Genomic DNA, 20,941 nt, shown 5'->3' with positions numbered 1-20,941 from the left:
TGATCGCCGGCATCCAGTCGAACGGCGAAACCGCAAAACGACATCTTCAGGATAAATTATTTTGGGCGGCCGATGCGGCCGTTATTGGCTTGACGCGCCGGGTCGGAGCCCCCATGCAGGGGGTGTCAGTCGGCCGGACGGCCGCTCCGGCAATCGTCGAAAGGCGGCTGGAGAGGAAAGTCCGGGCTCCATCGACATACGGTGCCGGATAACATCCGGCGGGGGCAACCCCAGGGAAAGTGCCACAGAGAATGAACCGCTTCCCCCACCCTACCCTCCCCCGCTTGCGGGGGAGGGATAAAGGGAGGGGGCGAGCAAGGGTGAAAAGGTGCGGTAAGAGCGCACCGCGGCTCCGGCAACGGAGCCGGCATGGCAAACCACACCGGGAGCAAGACCGAATAGGGACGGCAACGCGGGTCGTTCGCGCAAGCGATAACACCGCGGGGGCGATGTCTAGCCCGCTGTCCGGGTAGGTTGCTCGAGGCAATGTGCGAACATTGTCCCAGAGGAATGGCCGTCACGTATCGCCGCGCGCAAGCGCGGTGGTGCCCTACAGAACCCGGCTTACAGGCCGGCTGATGTCTTTAAAAATGAGGGGTTCGGCGCAACCACGCCGGACCCCTCGCCATTTTTGTCCGGATTGGAAGCAGATTATTTCGGCGACCCGGCGGACGGATTGAACAACTTCTGGCCGTTCACCTGATACGCTCCGATGGCTTGCTGCCCCTCGGGTGAAACCAGCCAATCTGCAAACACTTTTGCGGTGGCCAGCTTTGCGGACGCATGCTTCCCGGGATTTAATTCGATCACATCGTATCGATTGAGCAGACGCGGATCGCCCTCGATCGAGACGATCAACGATCCCTTGTTGTTGAAGCTGAGCCACGTGCCACGGTCCGACAATGTATAGGCGTCCATCGCGCTCGCGGCATTGAGGGCCTGGCCCATGCCGCCGCCAATGTCGCGATACCATTTCTCCTTGCTGAGGACGTCCGGCGTCTGACCGGCGATCTTCCAGAGCCGCAGTTCGGCCGCGTTGGTACCGCTCTTGTCGCCGCGCGATACGAACGGCGCTTGGGAAGTGGCAATCGCCTTCAGTGCCGCGACGCTGTCGCTGCCGCCCTTCACATGCGCCGGATCGGCCGAGGGTCCAACGATGATAAAGTCATTCCACGCGATTTGCCGGCGCGTTGAGCCATGGCCTTCATCGATGAACTGCTGTTCGGCATCCGGATCATGAACCAGCAACAGATCCGCATCGCCCCGCCGCGCGGTATCCAGGGCCTTGCCGGTGCCCTGTGCGACGACGTTCACCGTGATGCCGGTCCTGGCCGTGAACTGCGGAAGGATATTCGCCAATAGCCCGGATGCTTCGACCGATGTCGTCGAGGCCAGAATGATGGATAGCGGCTCGGCCAAACTCGCATGGATAGCCGCAATGGTCGCGGCCAGCGCCAGCACGTTTCGAAACCTGCTCATGCTTCATCACTCCCCGCCGATCGCGCCCGGCCCGCCAACGCAAAGACTGTCGCGCTGATTGAAATGCTGATCCCGACCAGCACCGCGCCAAGAGCCAGAGCCAGCGCCAGATCGCCCTGGCTCGTTTGAAGTGCAATGGCCGTGGTCATCGTCCTGGTCAAGCCGCGAATGTTGCCGCCGACCAGGATCACCGCGCCGACTTCCGAAACGGTGCGACCGAAGCCCGCCAGAACGGCCGTCACAAGGTCTGCACGAATGATCATCAGTATCTGCGGAACGGCCTGCAATCGCGTGGCGCCATCGCTGGTCAGTTCGTCACCATAGCGGGCCCAGGCCCGTTCGCTGGCCCGATGCACAAGCGCCGCGATGATCGGGATGGCAAGGATGGTCTGTGCGATCACCATGGCGGTCGGGGTGAACAGCAGCGCAAGGAAGCCGAGTGGCCCGGAGCGTGAGAGGACCAGATAGAGCACGAGGCCGACGACGACCGGCGGCAATCCAAAAAATGCGTTTATCAAAACGATGACCGATCGTCGCCCGCGAAACGGAAAAACCGCAAGAGCGGTCCCGATCGGCAAGCTGATCGCTGTGGCAACAGCCGTCGCCGCCAGGCTGACGCTGATCGACAATGCGACGATGTCGAGAAAGTCCTGCAATTCGCTAATGGTGATGATGCTCTCGCGGACCGCTGTGTTAGCCGCGCAAGGCGGAGACTAGCCGGGGACGCGGAGCATTTCGACCCTGAAAATTCCCTGGTTCGGCATTTTCGGCGGTGACCCTTGTGTCAGCCGGACATCGGCCCGCAATTCTGCTATAGGAGCATTCAAAGACGCATTCGAAGGAGACCTCACATGAGCCGCCATCCCGATTTCGTGCCTCAAGGTGTGATTCCGGCGGTGCTGCTGCCGTTCCACGAGGATTTGTCGATCGACGAGCGGAGTTTTCGCATCCATTTGCGCGACGTCAGGGCGGTCCACGGGCTGTCGGCGATCACGATCAACGCCCACTCCACCGAGGTCGCCTCCTGCACCGAGGATGAGCAGCGCCGCGTCATGGAGATATCAGGCGAGGAGGTCGGCTCCGCGCTGCCGATCGTTCACGGCGTCTGGGCGGACGGCAGCCTGGAGGCGGCGCGGATCGCGCGGCGGGCCGAGGCCGGCGGGGCTTCGGCGCTGCTGGTGTTTCCGCCGGCGCCGTTTGCGCTTGGACAATCGGCCGCGATGGCGCTGGCGCATTTCAAGAGCATTGCGGAGGCGACCGACCTGCCGCTGATCGTCTTTCAATATCCGCTGGCGAGCGGACAGGGTTATCCCCTGGCGACCCTGGAGCGGCTGTTCGACGAAGTGCCGACCATCCGCGCCATCAAGGACTGGACGCCGCACGTCGCCCAGCATGAGCGCCAGATCCGCGAGTTGCAGGGACGCAAGCGTCCGATCAACGTGCTGTCCACCAACAGCGCATGGCTGTTGAGTTCGCTGGTGCTCGGCTGCAACGGCCTGCTGTCCGGCGCCGGCAGCGTCATCGCCGATCTCCAGGCGAAACTGTTCCGCGCCGTCAGGGCCAACGATCTCGCCGAGGCCCGCCGGCTGAACGACCGAATCTATCCGATGACGCGGGTGTTTTATGCCGATCCCTTCATCGACATGCATAACCGCATGAAGGAGGCGCTGGTGCTGCTCGGCAAGCTGCCGCGCGCGGTGGCGCGCCCGCCGCTGGTCAAGATCACCGACGCGGAAATCGCGCTGATCAGGGACGCGCTGATCGAGGCGCAGTTGCTCGAGGTTGAAACGGCGAAGGGACGCAGCGCCGCGTAACGGCTGAATTTCGACGCCTGCCGAATGGTTAATTTCGCCTTCACCGTTAGGTGATCGGCCGGACCGGTGCGAAAGTGCGGGCTGGGCAAGCCCACGGCGCGCGCTATATTGAGCATGTCGAGAACGACACGAGCGGCTCATGTTGCTTCGGGTTCTTTTTCCGCATCCCTATGCGGTCGAGGTTTCGAGACTGCGGCAGCATCTCGACCAGGCGCATTTGGCCTGGGCGACGGAATGGAAAGCCCGGCAGACCGATTTCAAAATCGAGAACATCCGGTTCGTTCACGATCCGCTTTGGAACAAGCGAATTTTCAGCCTGCAGGCCGCCTGCGACGGAGAAGTCTGGTTCTGGCGCGCCACGCATGTGTTCGCGATTGGCACAGCAGGATCGATCTAACAGACGAGCAGTGGGGTCGGGCGAAGACCTGTGGCGACTCGTAGAAACCGTCACCCCGCAACAATACTGGCACCGAATCTGCTGCAAATTCGCGCTTACGTCGAAACGATCTTCTCCAGCAACTTCATCAGCGCCTCCGGCGCCGTGACGTTCGGCGAATGGCTGGCGTCGATCTCGTAGTAGCGCCAGCCGGGTTCGGTTTTCGCGCGCGCCGCGAACGGCCCAAAGGTGTCCGCCGGCGTGATGCGGGTGGCGTAGATGTAGCTGCGCGGCATCGTCGGTTCGCAGCTCAGCTCGAGCTTCGTTTCAAAGCACTTGATCGGCATGTCGACGCGGCGCTCGGTCAGCCATGCGAGGTCGGCCGGCGGCGTGTCCGGCGGCGTCGGATTCGGCGGCACCCGGTAGCCGTCGCCGGCCCTGGCCAATTCCCGCATGCGCTCCCGCGCCGGCGCGTTGAGATCAAGCAGCGATTGTCCGTCCCGCGGCACGAAGGCATCGATGTAAATCAGTCGCGCGACGCGGTCGCGGGCGCGATCGGCGACGCCGGTCGCGACCATGCCGCCGTAGCTGTGGCCGAGCAGCACGATGTCGCGCAGGTCTTCGTATTTGATGACGTTGAGGATGTCCTCGATGTGGGTGTCGAGATCGATCGAAGGGTTGGCCAGATGCGCCCGCTCGCCAAGCCCGGTGTAGCTCGGCGTTGCCAGCCGATGCCCGGCAGCCTGCATCGGCGGGTGCATCTTCTTCCAGGCCCAGCCGGCCGACCACGCGCCGTGGCAGACAAGAAAGGTGGCGGCCATGATGTTTCCCCGTTGGCTATCGCGGCTGGAACGCTATAAGGCACAAAAACCAGGCCCCGCCAACTCGGCGCAGCCGTCATTCCGGGGCGATGCGAAGCATCGAACCCGGAATCTCGAGATTCTCCGATGTGCGATTGCACATCGGAGTTCGCATCTGCGATGCGCCCCGGAATGACAGTGCAAATGACCACATCCGCGCTTGTCCTCCTGTTCTCCGGCGCGCTCGCCGGCGGCTTCGTGTCGGGGCTGGCCGGTTTCGGGACCGCGCTGATGGCGCTCGGGATCTGGCTCTATGTGCTGCCGCCGACGACCGCGGTGCCGCTGGTCGTGATCTGTTCCATCGTCGCGCAGACCTCGACGCTGCCGTCGTTCTGGCGCTCCTTCGATCTTGCCCTGGTTTGGCCGTTCGTGATCGGCGGCTTGGCCGGCGTGCCGCTGGGCACGCTGATGATCGCGCACGCCGACCCGCATTCGTTCAAATTGTTCTTTGGAATATTGCTGCTGGTGTTTCCGGCCGCGCTCTATCTCTACCGCAATCCGATCGCCTTCAGCTTCGGCGGCCGCGCGGCCGACGCCGCGGTCGGATTTGCCGGCGGCATCCTCGGCGGACTGGCCGGCCTGTCCGGTCCGCTGCCGACGCTGTGGGCGAGCGTGCGGGGCTGGGGCAAGGACGAGCGGCGCGGCATCTTCCAGACCTACAATTGGACCGTACTGGCGACCGCGCTGTGCCTGCAGGCCGGCGTCGGTATCGTCACCGGCGAGGTGCTTCGGCTCGCGCTGTTCGTGCTGCCGGCAACGCTGTCCGGCGCCTGGCTCGGCGCGCGGACCTATCGCGCCCTGAGCGACCGCAATTTCAGGGACGTCGTGCTCGGGCTATTGTTCCTGTCCGGTGTCGTCCTGGTCTGGAGCAGCCTCGGGCTATCGTGATGTCATTCCGGGATGGTCCCAACGGGTCGGCGCTCTGCGCCGCCCGATGACAGGCTCCGGACCAGACCTCAGATGCGCAATTGCGCATCGGGGAATCCTAGGATTCTGCGATGTGCAATTGCACATCGGAGTTCGCGTCTTTGACGCGCCCCGGAATGACTGCAGCAGAGCGCAGCACCATGCCGCCGGCGATGCCAACGCCCAGCACATAGATCCAGCCTTCCTGGAAATCGAACAGATGCGAATTGAACAGCGAGGTGAAGATGTTTTGCACCACGACCATCAGCCCGATCCAGGCTGGAAGGCCGTCGCCGCGGAACAGCAGCAGATGCACGAGCCACATCGCATAGAGCAGGATAATCCCGATCACGCCCCACTGCACCGCCACGTTGAGGGTCTGATTGTGCGGATCGGAAACGACCACGGCATAGGCGCCGAGCTGGCCGGCCGCGGCCTGCTGGAAAAGGCCGCGCGTCGAGCCAGTGCCTTGGCCGATGACGGGTGCGTCTTCGAAAAACCGCAGCGCCCGCTGCCAGTAGATCAGCCGCGAAACCATCCCGGACTCGTTGTTCTGGATCGTGGTGTGCTGATAATCGGTGACGAATTTCGACATCGTGGCCTGCAATTGCGGGGATACGTTCCAGACCGCCGCGGCCAGCAACGCGGCGGCGCACAGCACGGCAATCGCGGTGCGCAGCCGCAAATGCATCAGCGCGAATACCGCCAGCATGACCGGCATCGTCACCAGCGCCGTGCGCGAAATGACGACGAACATCATATTGACCAGGAAACTCACGGAAATCGCCGCGCACAGCGCCGCCATTCGCGGCCGGTTGCTGCGCAGGTATGACAGCGCCGGATAGGCCAGCACGACCGCGCACAGCATGAATTCCTGGCTCTGGTCGATATAGTTTTTGACGGCGATGCCGCTGACGGGAAAATACGGCCCTTTCGAAAAATACAGCTTCAGCGAAAGCGCGGGATCGAAGGCGACCACCCAGGAGTACGCCATCAGCAGCAGGCAGGAGACCAGGAAGGCGATGAAAACCCACGAGCCCCGCGCCGTGCGTTCGAAATGATAGAGCAACAGCGGCAGCACGAGCAATCTCGCGGCCGGGCCGGCCGCGTAGAGGCGCTCGTGCCAGGGAGCGTGCGACCACAGCGTTCCGAGCAGCGCCAGGGCGCAGATGGCGACCGGCAGGATGCAAGCCCACCGCTTCACCACGCGCAGGAACGCATCAACCTCCAGCGTCACCACCAGCCCGACCACCCAGCCGGTGGCGACGATCACGGTGCCCGTCGTCGACCACGGCAGCACCAGCGCGAGCAGGACGGCTCCGAGGTCGAGATTGCGGATGCCGGTCGCCTGATCGAACCAGATCGACCAGATCGACGAAGCCCGGGAGGGGCCACATTCGCTTTGCACCGCTTCAGCCATCATCTTCCCTCGCGCCTCGGGGGCGGATTGGCGGATACGTAGCGCACGCGGCCGATGCGCTGCAATCCCATAGCGTGCCGGTGTTGCGGCCGCCTGCGACCGTCTGCGACCGTCATTCGGGGATGGTGCGCAGCACCAGACCCGGAATCTCGAGATTCCCCGATGTGCAGTGCACATCTGAGGTTCATGCTTCGCACGCCCCGGAATGACGCTGACGCAAACTCACTCCGCCGCCGAGACCCGAGCGAATTCCGTCACCTGCCGTTCGAACAGCCCGCGATAGATTCCCCCGGCGCGGTTGGCAAGCGCGGCATGGGTGCCCTGCTCGACGATCTCGCCGCGGTCGAACACCAGGATGCGGTCGAGGCTGCGCACCGTCGACAGCCGGTGCGCGATCACGATCGAGGTGCGGCCCTTCATCAGCCGCTCCATCGCCTGTTGGATCAAGGCTTCCGATTCGGAATCCAGACTCGAGGTCGCCTCGTCGAGAATCAGAACCGGCGCGTCGGCGAGGAACGCGCGCGCCAGCGCGACGCGCTGCCGCTCGCCACCCGACAGTTTGACGCCGCGCTCGCCGACCAGCGTGCCGTAACCCTTGGGCAGCCGCAGGATGAAGTCGTGCGCATTGGCGAGCCTTGCGGCCTGCTCGATCGCGGCCATGCTGGCGCCGGGCCGGCCATAGGCGATGTTCTCCGCCAGCGAGCGGTGGAACAGGATCGGGTCCTGCTGCACGATCGCGATCTGGCTGCGCAGCGAATGCTGCGTCGCGTGCGCGATGTCCTGGCCGTCGATCAGGATGCGTCCGCCCGAAACATCGTATAGCCGCTGCACCAGTTTCACGAACGTAGTCTTGCCGGAGCCGGAGCGACCGACCAGCCCCACCCGCTCGCCGGCGCGGATATCGACCGACAGCGCATCGTACAGCGGCACGCGATGGCCGCCGTAATGGAACGTGACGTCGGCGAATACGATGCGGCCGCCGTCGACGCTGATCGGCACCGCGCCCGGCGCGTCCGCGATGCCGATCGGCTCGTCGTGAATGGCGACGAGCTCCTCCATGTCGTTCACCGAACGCTGCAGGTTGTTGATGTGCATGCCGACGTCGCGCAGATAAGCGTGGATGATGTAGTAGCTGGTCAGCACATAGGTGACGTCGCCGGCCGAGGCCCGGCCGGCGATCCACAGCAGCAGCGCGCCGCCGATCACGGAGCCGCGCAGGCACAACAGCACCGACAGCTGCGCCACCGCGGTGTAGTTGTAGCGCAGCCAGGTCCGCCGCACCCGCGCCCGCCAGCGGCCGACGACGCGCGCCAGCCGTGCGTCCTCGCGCGCTTCGGCACCGAATGATTTCACCACCGCGTTGCAGCTGATGGCGTCCGCCAGCGTGCCGCCGACCCGGGTGTCCCAGGCGTTGGAGATCCGCGCTGCCGGCGCGATATAGCGCGTCGAAAACGCCACGATCATCGGGATATAGATCGCCGCTCCCGCCGCGATCACCAGCCCGAGCGAGGGCCAGTGCAGCCCGAGCAGGATCATCGAGCCCAGCAGCACCGACAACGAGGGCAACAGCGCCATCAGGATGGTGTCGTTGAGCAGGTCGAGCGCCCACATGCCGCGGGTGATCTTGCGCACGGTCGAGCCGGCAAAGCTGTTGCCGTGCCAGTCGGTGGAGAAGCGCTGCACCCGCATGAAGGCCTCGCGCGCCACGTCGGACATGATCTTCAGCGTGAACGGCACGATCGCCTGGAGGCCGGTCATCCGCAGCACCATCGAGGCGAAGCCGAGCCCCACGATCGCGGCAAACGCCGAGATCGCGGCGTGGCGCGCGGCAGGGTTTTCGGCGCCCGAGGTCATGGCGTCGACCAGATGGCCGGAAAACACCGGCATGAACAGGTCGGCCACGGTCGCGCCGAGCAGGCCGGCGGCCGTGATCGCCGCGGTCACCGGCTGCTTGAGCCAGTGGCGGAACACGAAGGGCAGCACCACTCGAATGGCGGCGGGGCGCTTGTCGCGAAAGGCGGTCATGGCGTCATCCGGCTACGCTTGTGCGCATACCGGCTCCATTGTTGACGCGCGGACGGCCATGGGCCGAACGCAAGCGTCGTTGAAAAATGTCGGCAACTACTGGGAAGCTTGTGGATCGGGACGTCAGGCCCGATCGATGCTGGCGGAGGCGGCCCTCAAAGGGCCCAAGGCACGTCCGGCATGAACTCGGGACGCGAGGTCGCGATCTGCGAATTAAACGAAATCATGCAAATCTCCCCGGTTCGAGTGACAATCCGGGGCTTGTAGATGAATCGCGGGCGTTTTGCAAGTTGGCCGAAGCGTCGGCGGCCGTTCAGAACTGGAAGTACAGGAATTCGAGCCGCTGCCACATCCCGAACAGCGAGACCGCCACCGCCAGCGCGGTGGCCAGCGCCCATGCCGCGCTCGGCTGCCAGCGCAGCCAGCGGGTCCGCTCCGGCGCGCGGCGATATTCGCGATAGCCGAAGATTTGCGGGACGTTGGGCAGCAAAAGCGCGACCGCAAGCGCGGCCGCCACTGCGCCCGAGCCGATCAAGAGCAAATGCGGCTCGCCGACCAGCACCGGCAGATCCATCAGCCGCAGGATGCCGGCCGGTGCGTAAGCGGAGCTGCCGGCCTCGAAGCCGAACAGGCTGCCCAGCATCTGCCAGGCGCCTGCCATGGTCTTGGCGCGGAAGAACACCCAGGCGATCACCACGGCGAAGAAGGTGATCGCCCAGGAAACGGCGTTTGCGAATCCTCGTGCGGCCGATCCCTTGATCGGCGCGCGCGTCTCGCCGCCGCGCCATTCGCGCCACAGATGATTGACGCTCAGATAGACGCCGTGCAGGCCGCCCCAGACCAGAAAATTCCAACCCGCCCCGTGCCAGAGCCCGCCGAGCAGCATCGTCACCATCAGGTTGAGGTAGCGGCGCTGTTCGCCGAGCCGGTTGCCGCCGAGCGGGATGTAGAGGTAGTCGCGCAGGAAACGCGACAGCGTGATGTGCCACCGCCGCCAGAATTCGACGATCGAAGTGGATTGATAGGGCGAGCGGAAATTCACCGGCAGGCGGATGCCGAACAATAGCGCCAGCCCGACCGCCATGTCGGAATAGCCGGAGAAGTCGAAATAGATCTGCAAGGTATAGGCCGATGTCGCAAGCCACGCCCATGGCGTGGTGACGCCGCCGCCGGCGTCGAGATGCGCGAATACCGGCGAGACGAACTGCGCCAAATTATCGGCGATCACCACCTTCTTGAACAGCCCGGCGGCGAAGATCGCAAGCCCCCGCGCCGCCAGCACCGCGGAACGCCCGGTGCGGCCGCGCTTGAACTGCGGGATCATCTCGGCGTGATGCACCAGCGGCCCCGCGATCAGATGCGGGAAGAACGACACGAACAGCGTATAGCTCAGGAGGTCGCGCTCGACCCTGGCGCCGCGCATGACGTCGACCAGATAGGCGATCTGCTGGAAGGTGAAGAAGGAGATGCCGAGCGGCAGCACGATGTTGAAGAACGGCAGCGGCGTGCCGGTCAGCTCAGTCAGGCTCTCGAACAGGAAATTGGTGTATTTGAAATAGCAGAGCAGCGCCAGATTGAGCGCGACGCCGGCGATGCCGATGGCGCGGCGCCGCAGCGAGTCCTCCATCCGCAAACCCAGCGAGAAATTCACCGCGATGGAAGCGACCAGCAGTAGCAGATAGACCGGCCGCCAGGCGCCATAGAAGAACAGCGACGCTCCCGCCAGCACCAGGATGCCGGCGCGAGGCGAGTGCCGGCGTGCCGCGGCGAACGCCAGCACGGTCGCGGGCAGGAACTGGAACAGGAAGGTGTAGGAGGAAAACAGCATCGCGCGCGCTAATGCTTCAGCCGCGACACGAGATAACGGGTATAGATCGGGATGCCTGAGGCGTTGACATGCATCTCGTCGGCGTAGTTGCCCTGCTCCAGCCCCGGCACCTCCTGGATATTGAGCACATCGAAGCCGCAGCGGCGGCCGGCATCGACAACCAGGGCTGCGTATTGATCGTCCTTCTCGCGCCAGGCCGGGTCGCTGGGGCGCTGGTAGCGCGGCGCCCATGGCGGCACCACGACGGTGAGCTTCCTCGTCAACGCCACCATGTCGCAGAGCGCAGTCGTCTCGAGGCGCGCCTTCGGGCCCGACAGGTCCCAACCGGCGTAATGCGGGTGGGAGCCGATGTCGGCGGGCCAGCGGTCGTCGGGCTCGTTGCGGTCGATGATCTTCAGCCCGTTCGCCACCGGCCTGGCGCCTGTCACGGCGGTGTCCTGATCGGCGGCGAGCCGCGCATTGAAGGCTTCGCGGATGAAGCGGATCAGCGTGCCCACGCGCAGCGGCAGGAACGAGACCATCGCCTCTCCAACCCCGAGCCGAGCCGCGACATCCAGCGGATAGACGGTCGCCGAGCGGACGCCCTCGTTGAACAGGAACGGCGCCACGCTGATCACGACATGGGCGCCCTGAAATGCCGCCGGCTCGCGGCGCATCGCAGCTTCCACCGCCAGCGGTTCGCCGGCGTCGTAGCCGATATTGACCGCGGTCCCCCTCGGCTTGCCGAGCAGCTGCGCGGCGAGATCGGGATCGACCTGATAGACCGTGCGGCTCTCGCCGGCGAAGATCAATTCGGGGTGCGAAGCGAGCAGCGGCAGTTTCACAGCAAGCAGCGCGGGCACGTCGTCATGGACGCGATCGGCGATGGCGAGCAGGCCTGCGAATGCGGCAAGCCAGACCGCAGCGGTCAGCGCCAGCGCGGCCGCGATCCACCATGCGCAGGCCGCCTGCACGCGCGGCAGCGATGCTCGCCCGGGGATGGAAAGGCTACGGTTCATGCCGCCGTTCAAGCATGAACGGCTGCGGCAGACAACATCGGGGAGCCGGCGAACGAGGGGCGCGAACCCATGATTTCAGCTTGGTATCGCGGATTATGTTCGGCTCGTTCGCGGCGAGCCGCCCAAGGCATGGATGACCGCCGCAACGCGGGTCTCGACCCCAAGCTTCTGAAAGATATGTTCAAGATGCTTTTGAACGGTGCGAGCGCTGATCGTCAGAACCGCGGCGATCTCGCGGTTGGTCTTGCCGGCGGAGACAAGAGCCAAAACTTCACGCTCACGATCGGTGATAGGCAATTGCGCGAGGTCGGAAGCAGAGACATCGAAGCGCTCGGCCCTCATCAGCAGGTAACCGGCGGATGCATCGTCCGGATCGGCGACAAAATGCACGATGAGCTTTGAGCCGAGATGTGTTGAAGTGAACTGCTGGCCGTGACTGATCGCCGGCCGCTCCAGGCCCCAATTGCGACTGCGAGCGAACCAGGCGAACAGCGTCGCCGGAAGCTCGCTCTGCCGACCGGAGCGGTATTCGGGAAAGAACCGGCTCAACAGCCGCAACGCCGCCGGCGACGCGTCAAGGATATGCCCGGCCATGGTCACCCGCATCATCTGCCAGGCGCCGTCGGCGGCAAGCTGGCTGATGCGCTTCAAACCGATGCTGGCTTCTTCGCATACAACGAGATTGCGGTAGATCGCGGCGAGCGGTTGGCGCACCGCGTCCAATAACCCGCGCTCGCCGTCCCTGAAATCGGATTGGCTGCGGTTGAAGACGATACTGATGACGTTGGCGCTGTCGATACGCAGCGGCAGCGCCATCACGTGGTTGATCCCGATCTGGCGGTAGTACTCGGCATGGAGCGCTGAATTGCGGAAGGAACGCACATTCATGCAATCCGAAATGCGCTGCGTCGGTCCGCCCGGATGCGAGCCGTGAAATCGCACCAGGGGGTGCTCGCGAAAATGCCGATTGAAAGCAGCGCGATCAGCTTCGGACAGGGCTTCTCCCTTTCGTCCGACGACCCGCCTTGTGCCTGCTTCCAGGTCACAAATGCTCAGAGTCGTGAGGTCGGAAGCGACGATGCCCGGCAATTGCTCGAGTGCAGCATCAATGAACGACGCGCTGCTGACACTTTGATCGGCAAGCAATTGCAGCGCGCGCAAGGCTGCACGCAAGTCGCGCTCGGGTAGCCGGGCAAGCAAGGCGCCCATGAGACGATCCAACCGAAGTACAGACGGTCCGTCGGCGCGAAAGCATAGCAGGTTTGCCGGAGCGCGTCACGCCTGGCATCGGCCCAGGCGTTCGACGCGCTCGCGGACGGCTTGCTTCAGGCGGCGTGCTTATGGCCCGCCGCATAATCGAGCATGCCTTGAAAATCGACGACGATGGCGGCTTCGTCGCCGATCACCCATGCGTCGTGGCCGCTTGGCAGCAGCGACACGTCGCCCGGCCGACAGTCGAATTCCGCGCCATCGTCCATTCGGATCCGGAGGACGCCGGCGACGTGGTATTGGAAATGCGGCGCTTCGCAGCTCGAGGTCTTGGCGATCGGCTGCACGGAGGTCGCCCAGCGCCAGCCGGGCTCGAATACGGCGCGGCCGATCGTGGCGCCGCCGATCTTGATCAGTTCCAGGCGGCCCTTCGGGAACTCGCGCACCTCGTCCGGCGCGCCGAAGTTCTTGAGTTCCGCCTTTTCAGTCGTCGCGTGTGCAAGCTGGGCCATGGATATGCTCCTTCCCTGAAGATCTTGGTCAGGCCAGGTCGCAAGGCTAGGATCGGCCCCCGGGCCGGGAAATACGCATGTTGGCGTACGCGATCGGAGGCAGCTCGCTTCGCAAGCTGAGCCCGCGCCCTAATGCGCGGGCCCTGACGTCAGCGAGGCCGGCTTCTTTAGGAACATCACCAGCAGGCTGAGGCCGAGATAAAATACCGTCAGGATGAAGAAGGCGTCGCCATATCCCATCACCACCGCCTGGCGGTGCACGATCTGGGACAATTGCTTCATCGCCATCAACGCCGCGTCGCCCATGCCCTGCATGCGCTGGGTGAACATGTTGAGCGTTTCGACCGCCGTGGTGTTGCCCCAGGTCACCCGGTCCTGCAGCCGGGAAATATGCAGGTCGGTGCGGTCGTTCAGGACTTCGTTGATGACGGCAAGCCCGAGCGCGCCGCCGAGATTGCGGGTCAGGTTGAACAGCCCGGAGGCGTTCTTGACCCGCTCCGGCGCCAGCGTGCCGAGCGCGATGGTGTTGGTCGGCACCATCGCGAACATCATGCCGATCCCGCGCAGGATCTGCGGCAGCAGCAGCTCGTAGAAATCATAGTCGCGGGTGATCCAGGTCATCTGCCAGGTGCCCAGTCCGAAAATGATCAGGCCGACCACGACGATATAGCGCATGTCGACCTTGAGCATCAGCCGCCCGACGATCGGCGCGGTGAGGAACATGGCGGCGCCGGAGACGAACATGGTCTGGCCGATCATCAGCGGGCCGTAGCCGCGCACCTCCGCGAGATAGCGCGGATAGATGTAGGTCAGTCCGTAAAGGCCGATGCCGATGCAGAACGACAGCAGGCAGCCGACGCCGAAATTGCGGTCGGTGAAGGCGCGGATATCGACGATCGGCTCTTCCGCGGTCAGCACACGGTAGAAGAAGGCGATCGCGGAGACCACGCAGATCGCGGCGCAGGTCGCGACCGAACTGTCCTGCAGCCATTCATATTGCGGACCTTCCTCGAGCACGTATTCGGCCGCGCCCAGGAAACCCGCCATCGCGATCAGGCCGAACCAGTCGAAACGGTCGAGCAGCTTGAAATTCGGTTTGTCGAAATCGACCAGCGCCAGCACGCCGATGGTGATGCCGATGCCGGGCACGACGTTGATGAAGAACAGCCAGTGCCACGACATCGCATCGGTAATGATGCCGCCGACCGTCGGCCCGATGGTCGGCGCCAAGGTCGCGACCAGGCCGATGATCGGGCCGACGATATGGAATTTCGACCGCGGAAACACCGTATAGGCGGAGGCGAACACCGTGGGGATCATGCCCGCGCCCAGAAATCCCTGGATCGCGCGCCACAGGATCATCTGCTCGATGGTGGATGCAAAGCCGCACGCGAAGCTCGCGACGGTGAAGCCGGCGGCGGAAATCGCAAACAGCAGCCTTGTGCCGAAGGCGCGCGACAAAAATCCGGACAAGGGTATCGCGATCACTTCGGCGATCAGATACGAGGTCTGCACCCAGGACACCTCGGTCGAACTTGCCGACAGGCCGGCCTGGATGTCGGAGAGCGACGCCGAGACCACCTGGATGTCCAGGATCGACATGAACATCCCGAACACCATGATGAGAAACGCAAACAGCCGGCGCGGAGCGATGCGCTCGGCGGGCGCAGCCGGGGCGGCCATCATGCTGGGCGGGGCGGTGGCGGCGTCGGCCATGGTCTGCTCGGGTCAGGACAGGTGCATCGGGCGGCGCCCGAGGCCAATCATTGCGGATGGGTCGAGGCCGGCGTGTCGAGGTCGGCATCGCTGTCGGCATCGGCCGCGCCCTTGCGGGTATCGACGGTGGCGTAGACCGACATGCCCGCGCGCAACAGGTTTTGCCGCGCGACGTCCTTCGGCACGCGAACACGAACCGGCAACCGCTGCACGATCTTGGTGAAGTTGCCGGTGGCGTTGTCCGGCGGCAGCAGCGTGAACACCGAACCCGCCGCGGGCGCGATGCTGTCGACCACGCCTTCGAACTTGCGATGGCCGTAGGCGTCGACGGTGATCGTCACCGGCTGGCCGGGACGGATGCGCTTGAGCTGGGTTTCCTTGAAATTGGCATCGATGAAGACATCATCGAGCGGCACCACATTGGCGAGCCGCTGGCCGACCAGGACGTAATCGCCGGTCGAGACCAGGCGGTTGGAGAAGATGCCGTCGACAGGGGCGCGCACCAGGGTGAAGTCGAGGTCGCGTTCCGCCTTGGCAAGCGAGGTCTGCAGTTCGGCGAACTGGGCCTGGGCTTCGGCCTGCTGCGCTTTGGTCACTTCGACATTGTCGCGGGCCGTGTCAAAGGACGCCTGCGCGGCTCTCACCGCCGCGGCGCCCTGGTCGCGGCCGGCTTCGGACTGTTCGAAGGTGGCATGGGTGGCATAGCCCTTGTTGCTCAGGGTCTGCTGCCGGTCGTAATCGAGGTTCGCCCGCTTCAGGCCGGCTTCCGCCGACACGAGATTGGCCTGGGCCTGTTCGACCGCGCTTTCCTGCATGGTGACCTGGCGGCCGATGCGATCGATGGTGGCCTGCTGCGTCGCGATCCTGGTGCGCGCGGCGTCCACCGCGATCCGATAATCGCCGTCGTCGATCCGGAACAGCACGTCGCCGTTCCGCACCAGGGTGTTGTCGCCGGGAAGGATCGCCGAGATATGCCCCGACACCCGCGCGCCGAGCGTGGTGTTGTTGGCCCGCACATAGGCGTCGTCGGTGGAAACGTAAAAACGTCCGACCAGGACATAATAGGTGCCGTAGCTTGCCGCGGCGAGCGCGAGCAGCGCGACGATCCCCATCAGGACCAGTTTGCGCTTGCCCGATTTCGGCGCGGCGGCAGTGGCCGGCGCGGCAGGTGCGGCGACCGGCTTTTCGACGGCCGGTTTTTCGGTCGCTGGATCAGCCGGGATTTCCGCCGGGCGGCGCGCGATGGTCTCTTCCGAAAGGTGGGCTCGAAGCTGGTTGGCGAGATCGACGGAAACGTCACGCGCGGCATCGCCTTCGGCCTGGCCCGGCTCGGGGCGAAGAATACGCGCGGCTTGGTCTCTCGCTGCGGCCATTACGGCCTCCTTACTAAAATATCGCGATGCAGTGACAGCCCAAATCGGGCTTCTGCCTCGCCAGCCTTCAAATTAGCATTGACCGAACGGTTCGGTCAAGTTATATTCACTGGAGCAAGCATAGACGGCAAGTTGCTTCCGAGGTGTTTCCGCCCGTCAAATCTTTCCAGAAAAGCTAAACCAATGGTTGCAGCCTATCGCGCCCCTGTCCAGTTCGTCGGTGAGGAAGACAGTTCCAAGCGCCGGCAAATCCTCGACGGTGCCAGGAAGGTCTTCATGGACCTCGGCTTCGACGGCGCCAGCATGGGTGAAATCGCCCGCTCCGCCGGCGTCTCCAAGGGCACGCTCTATGTCTATTTCGCCGACAAGAACCGGCTGTTCGAGGCCATCGTCGAGGACGAGATGCTCGACCAGCAAAAGGTGGCGTTCAACTTCGACCCCGCACGCGATGTCGCCACCACGCTGCGGGAGTTCGGCCAGGCCTATATCGAACTGCTGTGCCGGCCGGGCGGCGGGTCGGCGATCCGCACCGTGATGGCGATCGCCGAGCGGATGCCGGAGGTCGGCCGCCGCTATTACGAGGAGGTGCTGGAGAAAACCATTAACCGCTTCGCCTCCTATCTCGATACCCGTGTGCAGGCCGAAGAGCTCGTGATTCCCGACTGTCAGCTCGCCGCCTCGCAATTCATGCAGATGTGCCAGGCCTCGCTGTTCCTGCCCTTCATCTTCCAGGCCGCCCCCCCGCCGTCGGCCGAGCACATCGCGGAAGTGGTCGAAAGCGCCACGCAAATGTTCCTGGCCGCATATCGGAAAAAGCCGGCCTAGGCTCGACAGCACCGCATTTGAGGGCGACAATCGCGGCCGGAAGAACCGATCATTGCTGGGTCTGCGGATGCGAAACACCTCGGCTTTGTTTGTCGCGACCGTTCTGGCCGCGATCGTGGCGTGCCAGGCCAAGCCTGCGCAGGCCGGCGACCTTCGGCCGGCTGTTCCAGCCGAGGTCGGCTTTCGCCAGCTTGCCAGGGGATGGGTGCCCTACCGCTGCAGCGGGGAGCCGGTGTTCAATTTCTATCACGGCGCCTATTACGACACCCCGCCGGCGGTCTGGCAGGGCTACGTCTATCGGCCCTATTACCGCTACGCCGCCTGGCGCGCTTTCCCGCGAACCTACTTCTGCGCCGAGAGGTAGCGTCGGCGGAATTGCGGCGATCAACTGATATCGTCGGCTTCGCCGAGAACCCCGGCTTATTTGGGAGGAATTAACCATGCAAAAGGTCCTGGTCGAGGACAACGCCGACGGAACCACGCTGATCACGATCAACCGGCCGGAACGCCGCAACGCGATTTGCGCCGAGACGGCACTCCTGCTGCAAAGGGCGTTTTGGGCCTTCGAACGCTCCGCCACGCAAAAGGCCGCGGTCGTCACCGGCGCCGGCAACGAGGCGTTTTCGGGCGGCGCCGATACCGGCAATTTTCCCGAACTGTGGCGCTGCATTCCGACCGTCGGTTTCGAGACCAACAAGCCGATCATATCGGCGGTGGGCGGCTGGTGCGTCGGCGGCGCGCTGGTGCTCTCGATGATGTGCGATCTGACGGTCGCCGCCGACAATGCCAGGTTTTCCTATCCCGAAGCGCGGCTGGGGTTTACCGGCGGCCTGATCGCAGGCCTTGCGGCGCGCATTCCGCACAAGGTGGCGATGGAGCTGATGCTATTGTGCCGCATCCTCGATGCGCAACGCGCCTACCATGTCGGCCTCGTCAACGAGGTCGTGCCGACCGGACAGCAGGTGCCGGTTGCGCTGAAGATGGCCCGCGAAATGACCGAGTTCTCGCCGCTGGTCATGAAGACCCTGAAGCGTTTCGTCACCGACGGGGTGTTGGCGCAGGGTCCATCCGAGCAATCCGGTCGCGCCCAGCGCGCGCTCCACGAGGTCAAGGAAAGCGAAGACGCCGCCGAGGCGCGGTCGGCGGTGAAGGAAAAGCGCAAGGCGATCTACAAGGGACGCTAGGGCGTCTCCCTCGCCCCGCTCTTGCGGGGAGAGGGCCGGGGTGAGGGGGCTCTCTCAACGAGCGCGACTCGCGGAGACAGCCCCTCACCCGGCGCTTCGCGCCGACCTCTCCCCGCGAAGAGCGGGGCGAGGTAAGCGAGTTCGCGTCACAGGCTCGCGGCGTGAGCACCACAGGCGCTCAGACGATGGCACGCGCGCGCAGGTCGGCGATCGCATCCGCGCCATAGCCGAGCGAGTTCAGCACCTCGTCGGTGTGGGCGCCGAGTTCAGGCGCCATCGAATCGAGCCGGCCGCCGCCATGCGCGAGCTGAAAACCGCTGCCGGCGAAGCGCAGGCGGCCATAGGGCGTGTCGATTTCCTGAACCGCGCCGCGCGCCGAAATCTGCGGATGATCGATCACGTCCTCGATCTTCCAGATGCTGGCGCAGGGCGCACCCGCCGCGTCGAGGATTTTTTCCCACTCGCGCGGTTGTTTGCTCGCAAGCGCCTGCTCGATGATGGCCCGCAGCGCCGGCTCGTTTTCCTTCCGCGCGAACCAATCGGCAAACCGCGGGTCTTCCAGCACGTCGGTGCGGCCGAGCGCGGTCATCAGCGCGCGGTATTGCTTCTCGTTGTTGACGGCCAGCAGCAAATAGCCGTCTCCCGCCCGAAACAGATTGGCGGTCGCCCGGCGGCTGACGGCCTGATTGCCCGACAGTTGCTGACGATGGCCGGCCACGGTGTAATCAGCCACCTGTCCCGATAGAAACGCCAGCGCCGCCTCGAGCATGGAGACGTCGACCCGCTGCCCCTTGCCGGTATGACTGCGCTGGAACAGCGCGCTCGATACCCCGAATGCGGCGGTGGCGCCGGACAGCACGTCGCAGACCGCAAAGCCGGCGCGCGTCGGCCCGGTCTCCTCGTGACCGGTGATCGCCATGATGCCCGACATCGCCTGGATCTTGCCGTCATAGCCCGCGCCCGAACGTTCCGGGCCGGTCTGGCCGAAGCCCGAGATCGAGCAATAGATCAGCCGCGGGTTGACGGCGGAGAGCTCGGCGTAGCCGATGCCGAGCTTGTCCATCACGCCGGGACGGAAATTCTCCATCACCACGTCCACCTCGGCGGCGAGCTGCTTGACGATGGCGATCGCCTCGGGCCTCGAGAGGTCGAGCGTCAGGCTGCGCTTGTTGCCGTTGACCGCCTGCCAGCCCGGCGCAAGCCCGCGATCGGCCCATTCGCGGCTGAGCGGCGTGCGGCGCATGTCCTCGCCTTCGCGCCGCTCCACCTTGATGACGTCGGCGCCGAGCAGCGCGAGCTGGTAGCTCGCATAGGGGCCTGCCAGCACCTGCGTGAAGTCGAGAATCTTCACGCCTTCGAACGGTCGGGTCACGTCAGCGTTCCTCCGGGCGTCATTGCGAGGAGCCAACGGGTCCGGCCCTTGGCCGGCCCGATGATAAACTCCGCGACGAAGCAATCCATTCTTTCTTCGCGTGGTGAGATGGATTGCTTCGCTTAGCTCGCAATGACGAAATGTGAAAGGCCGATCCCTCTTGTGACGGCCCAATTATGCTCTTGATCGCGCCTCACGCGGCGCGGTTGCCGCGCGCGATTTCCTTCTGCTTGTCGAATTCGGCGCGGCGCCGCGCCAGCTCTTCCGGGCTCATCTGCGCGACGTTGTTGTAGTCGAGCTTCCAGGAGGCATCCTCGCTCCAGCGCAGCGGCGACTGCATCGTGGTGCGCGGGCCCGGCGCATGCTGCAGCACGCTTAGCGCCAGCTCAAGCGTCAGCGCCTGCGAAGCGACATCGTGCGGCTTGCCGGCCGAATTGCCGAGCGGGAAATCGGAGAACAGGAAGCGCGGCACGGCGGCGTGCTCGACGATATCCTTGGCGCAGCCCATCACCACGGTGGAAATGCCGTTGGCCTCGAGGTGGCGGGCAACCAGGGCTGAAGTCTGGTGGCACACCGGGCAGTTCGGCACCAGGATCGCCGCGTCGGCGCCGTCTTCGCGGCAGCGACGGAGTATTTCCGGCGCGTCGGTTTCGATCGTCACGCGATGGCTGCGGTTGGTCGGCGCGCCGTGGAAGCGGGGGGCGACGGCGCCGATGCGGCCCGCGGCGATGGCGCGGCGCAGGGCAGGGAGGGGGAACCAGGTGCCGCTGTCCTCGGCGCTGGTGTGGACGCGGTCGTAGCCGATATGGGAGATGCGCAGGTCGTGGTCGTGCGCCGTGTCGCCTGAATACACCTGGTAGAACTTCGCGCCGCCATTGTACGCCGCGCCGGGACCCTGGTCGCCCTTGCCCGGCTGGTAGGGCGCTGCGGTGGTGATGATGGCGATGCGCGCCTTGGCAAGCGGCGTGCGCAGCGCCGTGAAGGGCGCGTCGATGTGGTGTGCCCAGCGATACGGCGTGGTGTAGCCGATCGCCTTATAGTAGT

The 20,941-nt window shown here is 64.8% G+C and carries 19 protein-coding genes and 1 other RNA gene; 7 read left to right on the top strand and 13 right to left on the bottom strand.

Features of this window, described 5'->3' with window-relative positions:
• Nucleotides 1-125: 125 nt before the first annotated feature.
• Nucleotides 126-583: RNase P RNA component class A (gene rnpB / locus VK804_RS00100), an RNA gene on the top strand.
• A 68-nt stretch (nt 584-651) separates the two neighbouring features.
• Here the strand turns inward: rnpB and VK804_RS00095 are convergent.
• Both VK804_RS00095 and VK804_RS00090 read right to left on the bottom strand, forming a co-directional pair.
• The gene (locus tag VK804_RS00095; RefSeq protein ID WP_325366424.1) at nt 652-1,479 is read right to left on the bottom strand and encodes a substrate-binding domain-containing protein; all 828 of its coding nucleotides are present in this window, start codon (nt 1,477-1,479) and stop codon (nt 652-654) included.
• Nucleotides 1,476-2,135: an ABC transporter permease gene (locus VK804_RS00090; RefSeq protein WP_325366422.1), complete on the bottom strand. Its 660-nt coding sequence runs from the start codon at nt 2,133-2,135 to the stop codon at nt 1,476-1,478. Before VK804_RS00090 ends, VK804_RS00095 begins: the two co-directional genes overlap by 4 nt.
• A 195-nt stretch (nt 2,136-2,330) precedes the next feature.
• Here VK804_RS00090 and VK804_RS00085 point away from each other — a divergent pair, with 195 nt between their 5' ends.
• Both VK804_RS00085 and VK804_RS00080 read left to right on the top strand, forming a co-directional pair.
• Nucleotides 2,331-3,293, top strand: coding sequence for a dihydrodipicolinate synthase family protein (locus VK804_RS00085; RefSeq protein ID WP_325366420.1), 963 nt, complete (start codon nt 2,331-2,333; stop codon nt 3,291-3,293).
• 139 nt (nt 3,294-3,432) lie between these two features.
• Nucleotides 3,433-3,690 (top strand): hypothetical protein, encoded by a 258-nt coding sequence (locus VK804_RS00080; protein WP_325366418.1) that lies wholly within the window; start codon nt 3,433-3,435, stop codon nt 3,688-3,690.
• A gap of 95 nt (nt 3,691-3,785) precedes the next feature.
• Here VK804_RS00080 and VK804_RS00075 read toward each other — a convergent pair whose 3' ends face one another.
• Entirely contained in the window at nt 3,786-4,490 is a 705-nt protein-coding gene (locus VK804_RS00075; RefSeq protein ID WP_325366416.1) for an alpha/beta hydrolase, read from the bottom strand.
• 183 nt (nt 4,491-4,673) lie between these two features.
• Here VK804_RS00075 and VK804_RS00070 point away from each other — a divergent pair, with 183 nt between their 5' ends.
• Nucleotides 4,674-5,417: a sulfite exporter TauE/SafE family protein gene (locus VK804_RS00070; protein WP_325366414.1), complete on the top strand. Its 744-nt coding sequence runs from the start codon at nt 4,674-4,676 to the stop codon at nt 5,415-5,417.
• 97 nt (nt 5,418-5,514) lie between these two features.
• Here VK804_RS00070 and VK804_RS00065 read toward each other — a convergent pair whose 3' ends face one another.
• The 8 genes from VK804_RS00065 to VK804_RS00030 form a co-directional block, all read right to left on the bottom strand.
• Nucleotides 5,515-6,858: an O-antigen ligase family protein gene (locus VK804_RS00065; protein ID WP_325366411.1), complete on the bottom strand. Its 1,344-nt coding sequence runs from the start codon at nt 6,856-6,858 to the stop codon at nt 5,515-5,517.
• Between the two features lie 219 nt (nt 6,859-7,077).
• Nucleotides 7,078-8,880, bottom strand: coding sequence for an ABC transporter ATP-binding protein (locus tag VK804_RS00060; RefSeq protein WP_325366409.1), 1,803 nt, complete (start codon nt 8,878-8,880; stop codon nt 7,078-7,080).
• Between the two features lie 313 nt (nt 8,881-9,193).
• Nucleotides 9,194-10,708 (bottom strand): MBOAT family protein, encoded by a 1,515-nt coding sequence (locus VK804_RS00055; protein WP_325366407.1) that lies wholly within the window; start codon nt 10,706-10,708, stop codon nt 9,194-9,196.
• 8 nt (nt 10,709-10,716) lie between these two features.
• Entirely contained in the window at nt 10,717-11,706 is a 990-nt protein-coding gene (locus VK804_RS00050; RefSeq protein WP_325366405.1) for a hypothetical protein, read from the bottom strand.
• A 93-nt stretch (nt 11,707-11,799) separates the two neighbouring features.
• Nucleotides 11,800-12,915, bottom strand: a complete 1,116-nt coding sequence (locus tag VK804_RS00045; RefSeq protein WP_325366403.1) for a helix-turn-helix transcriptional regulator — start codon at nt 12,913-12,915, stop codon at nt 11,800-11,802.
• A 116-nt stretch (nt 12,916-13,031) separates the two neighbouring features.
• Nucleotides 13,032-13,427, bottom strand: coding sequence for a cupin domain-containing protein (locus VK804_RS00040; protein ID WP_325366402.1), 396 nt, complete (start codon nt 13,425-13,427; stop codon nt 13,032-13,034).
• Nucleotides 13,428-13,556: 129 nt separating this feature from the next.
• On the bottom strand, nt 13,557-15,143 hold the full coding sequence (locus VK804_RS00035; RefSeq protein ID WP_325366400.1) for a DHA2 family efflux MFS transporter permease subunit: 1,587 nt from the start codon (nt 15,141-15,143) through the stop codon (nt 13,557-13,559).
• 47 nt (nt 15,144-15,190) lie between these two features.
• Nucleotides 15,191-16,516 (bottom strand): HlyD family secretion protein, encoded by a 1,326-nt coding sequence (locus tag VK804_RS00030; RefSeq protein ID WP_325366398.1) that lies wholly within the window; start codon nt 16,514-16,516, stop codon nt 15,191-15,193.
• 183 nt (nt 16,517-16,699) lie between these two features.
• Here VK804_RS00030 and VK804_RS00025 point away from each other — a divergent pair, with 183 nt between their 5' ends.
• From VK804_RS00025 to VK804_RS00015, 3 genes are all read left to right on the top strand, one after another.
• The gene (locus VK804_RS00025) at nt 16,700-17,341 is read left to right on the top strand and encodes a TetR/AcrR family transcriptional regulator (protein ID WP_325366396.1); all 642 of its coding nucleotides are present in this window, start codon (nt 16,700-16,702) and stop codon (nt 17,339-17,341) included.
• Nucleotides 17,342-17,408: 67 nt separating this feature from the next.
• Entirely contained in the window at nt 17,409-17,705 is a 297-nt protein-coding gene (locus tag VK804_RS00020) for a hypothetical protein (RefSeq protein ID WP_325366394.1), read from the top strand.
• A 76-nt stretch (nt 17,706-17,781) separates the two neighbouring features.
• Entirely contained in the window at nt 17,782-18,525 is a 744-nt protein-coding gene (locus VK804_RS00015; protein WP_325366392.1) for an enoyl-CoA hydratase/isomerase family protein, read from the top strand.
• A gap of 178 nt (nt 18,526-18,703) precedes the next feature.
• Here VK804_RS00015 and VK804_RS00010 read toward each other — a convergent pair whose 3' ends face one another.
• A complete protein-coding gene (locus VK804_RS00010; protein ID WP_325366390.1) occupies nt 18,704-19,897 on the bottom strand; it encodes a CoA transferase in 1,194 nt (397 codons plus the stop codon).
• Between the two features lie 193 nt (nt 19,898-20,090).
• A partial coding sequence (locus VK804_RS00005) for a glycine/sarcosine/betaine reductase selenoprotein B family protein (RefSeq protein WP_325366388.1) occupies nt 20,091-20,941 on the bottom strand: 851 nt, incomplete at its 5' end.

Source organism: Bradyrhizobium sp. (genome assembly GCF_035484855.1).
Lineage (GTDB): Bacteria > Pseudomonadota > Alphaproteobacteria > Rhizobiales > Xanthobacteraceae > Bradyrhizobium.
The sequence above is the reverse complement of the archived record's forward strand: the minus strand, read 5'-3'. Positions and strand labels throughout refer to the sequence as shown.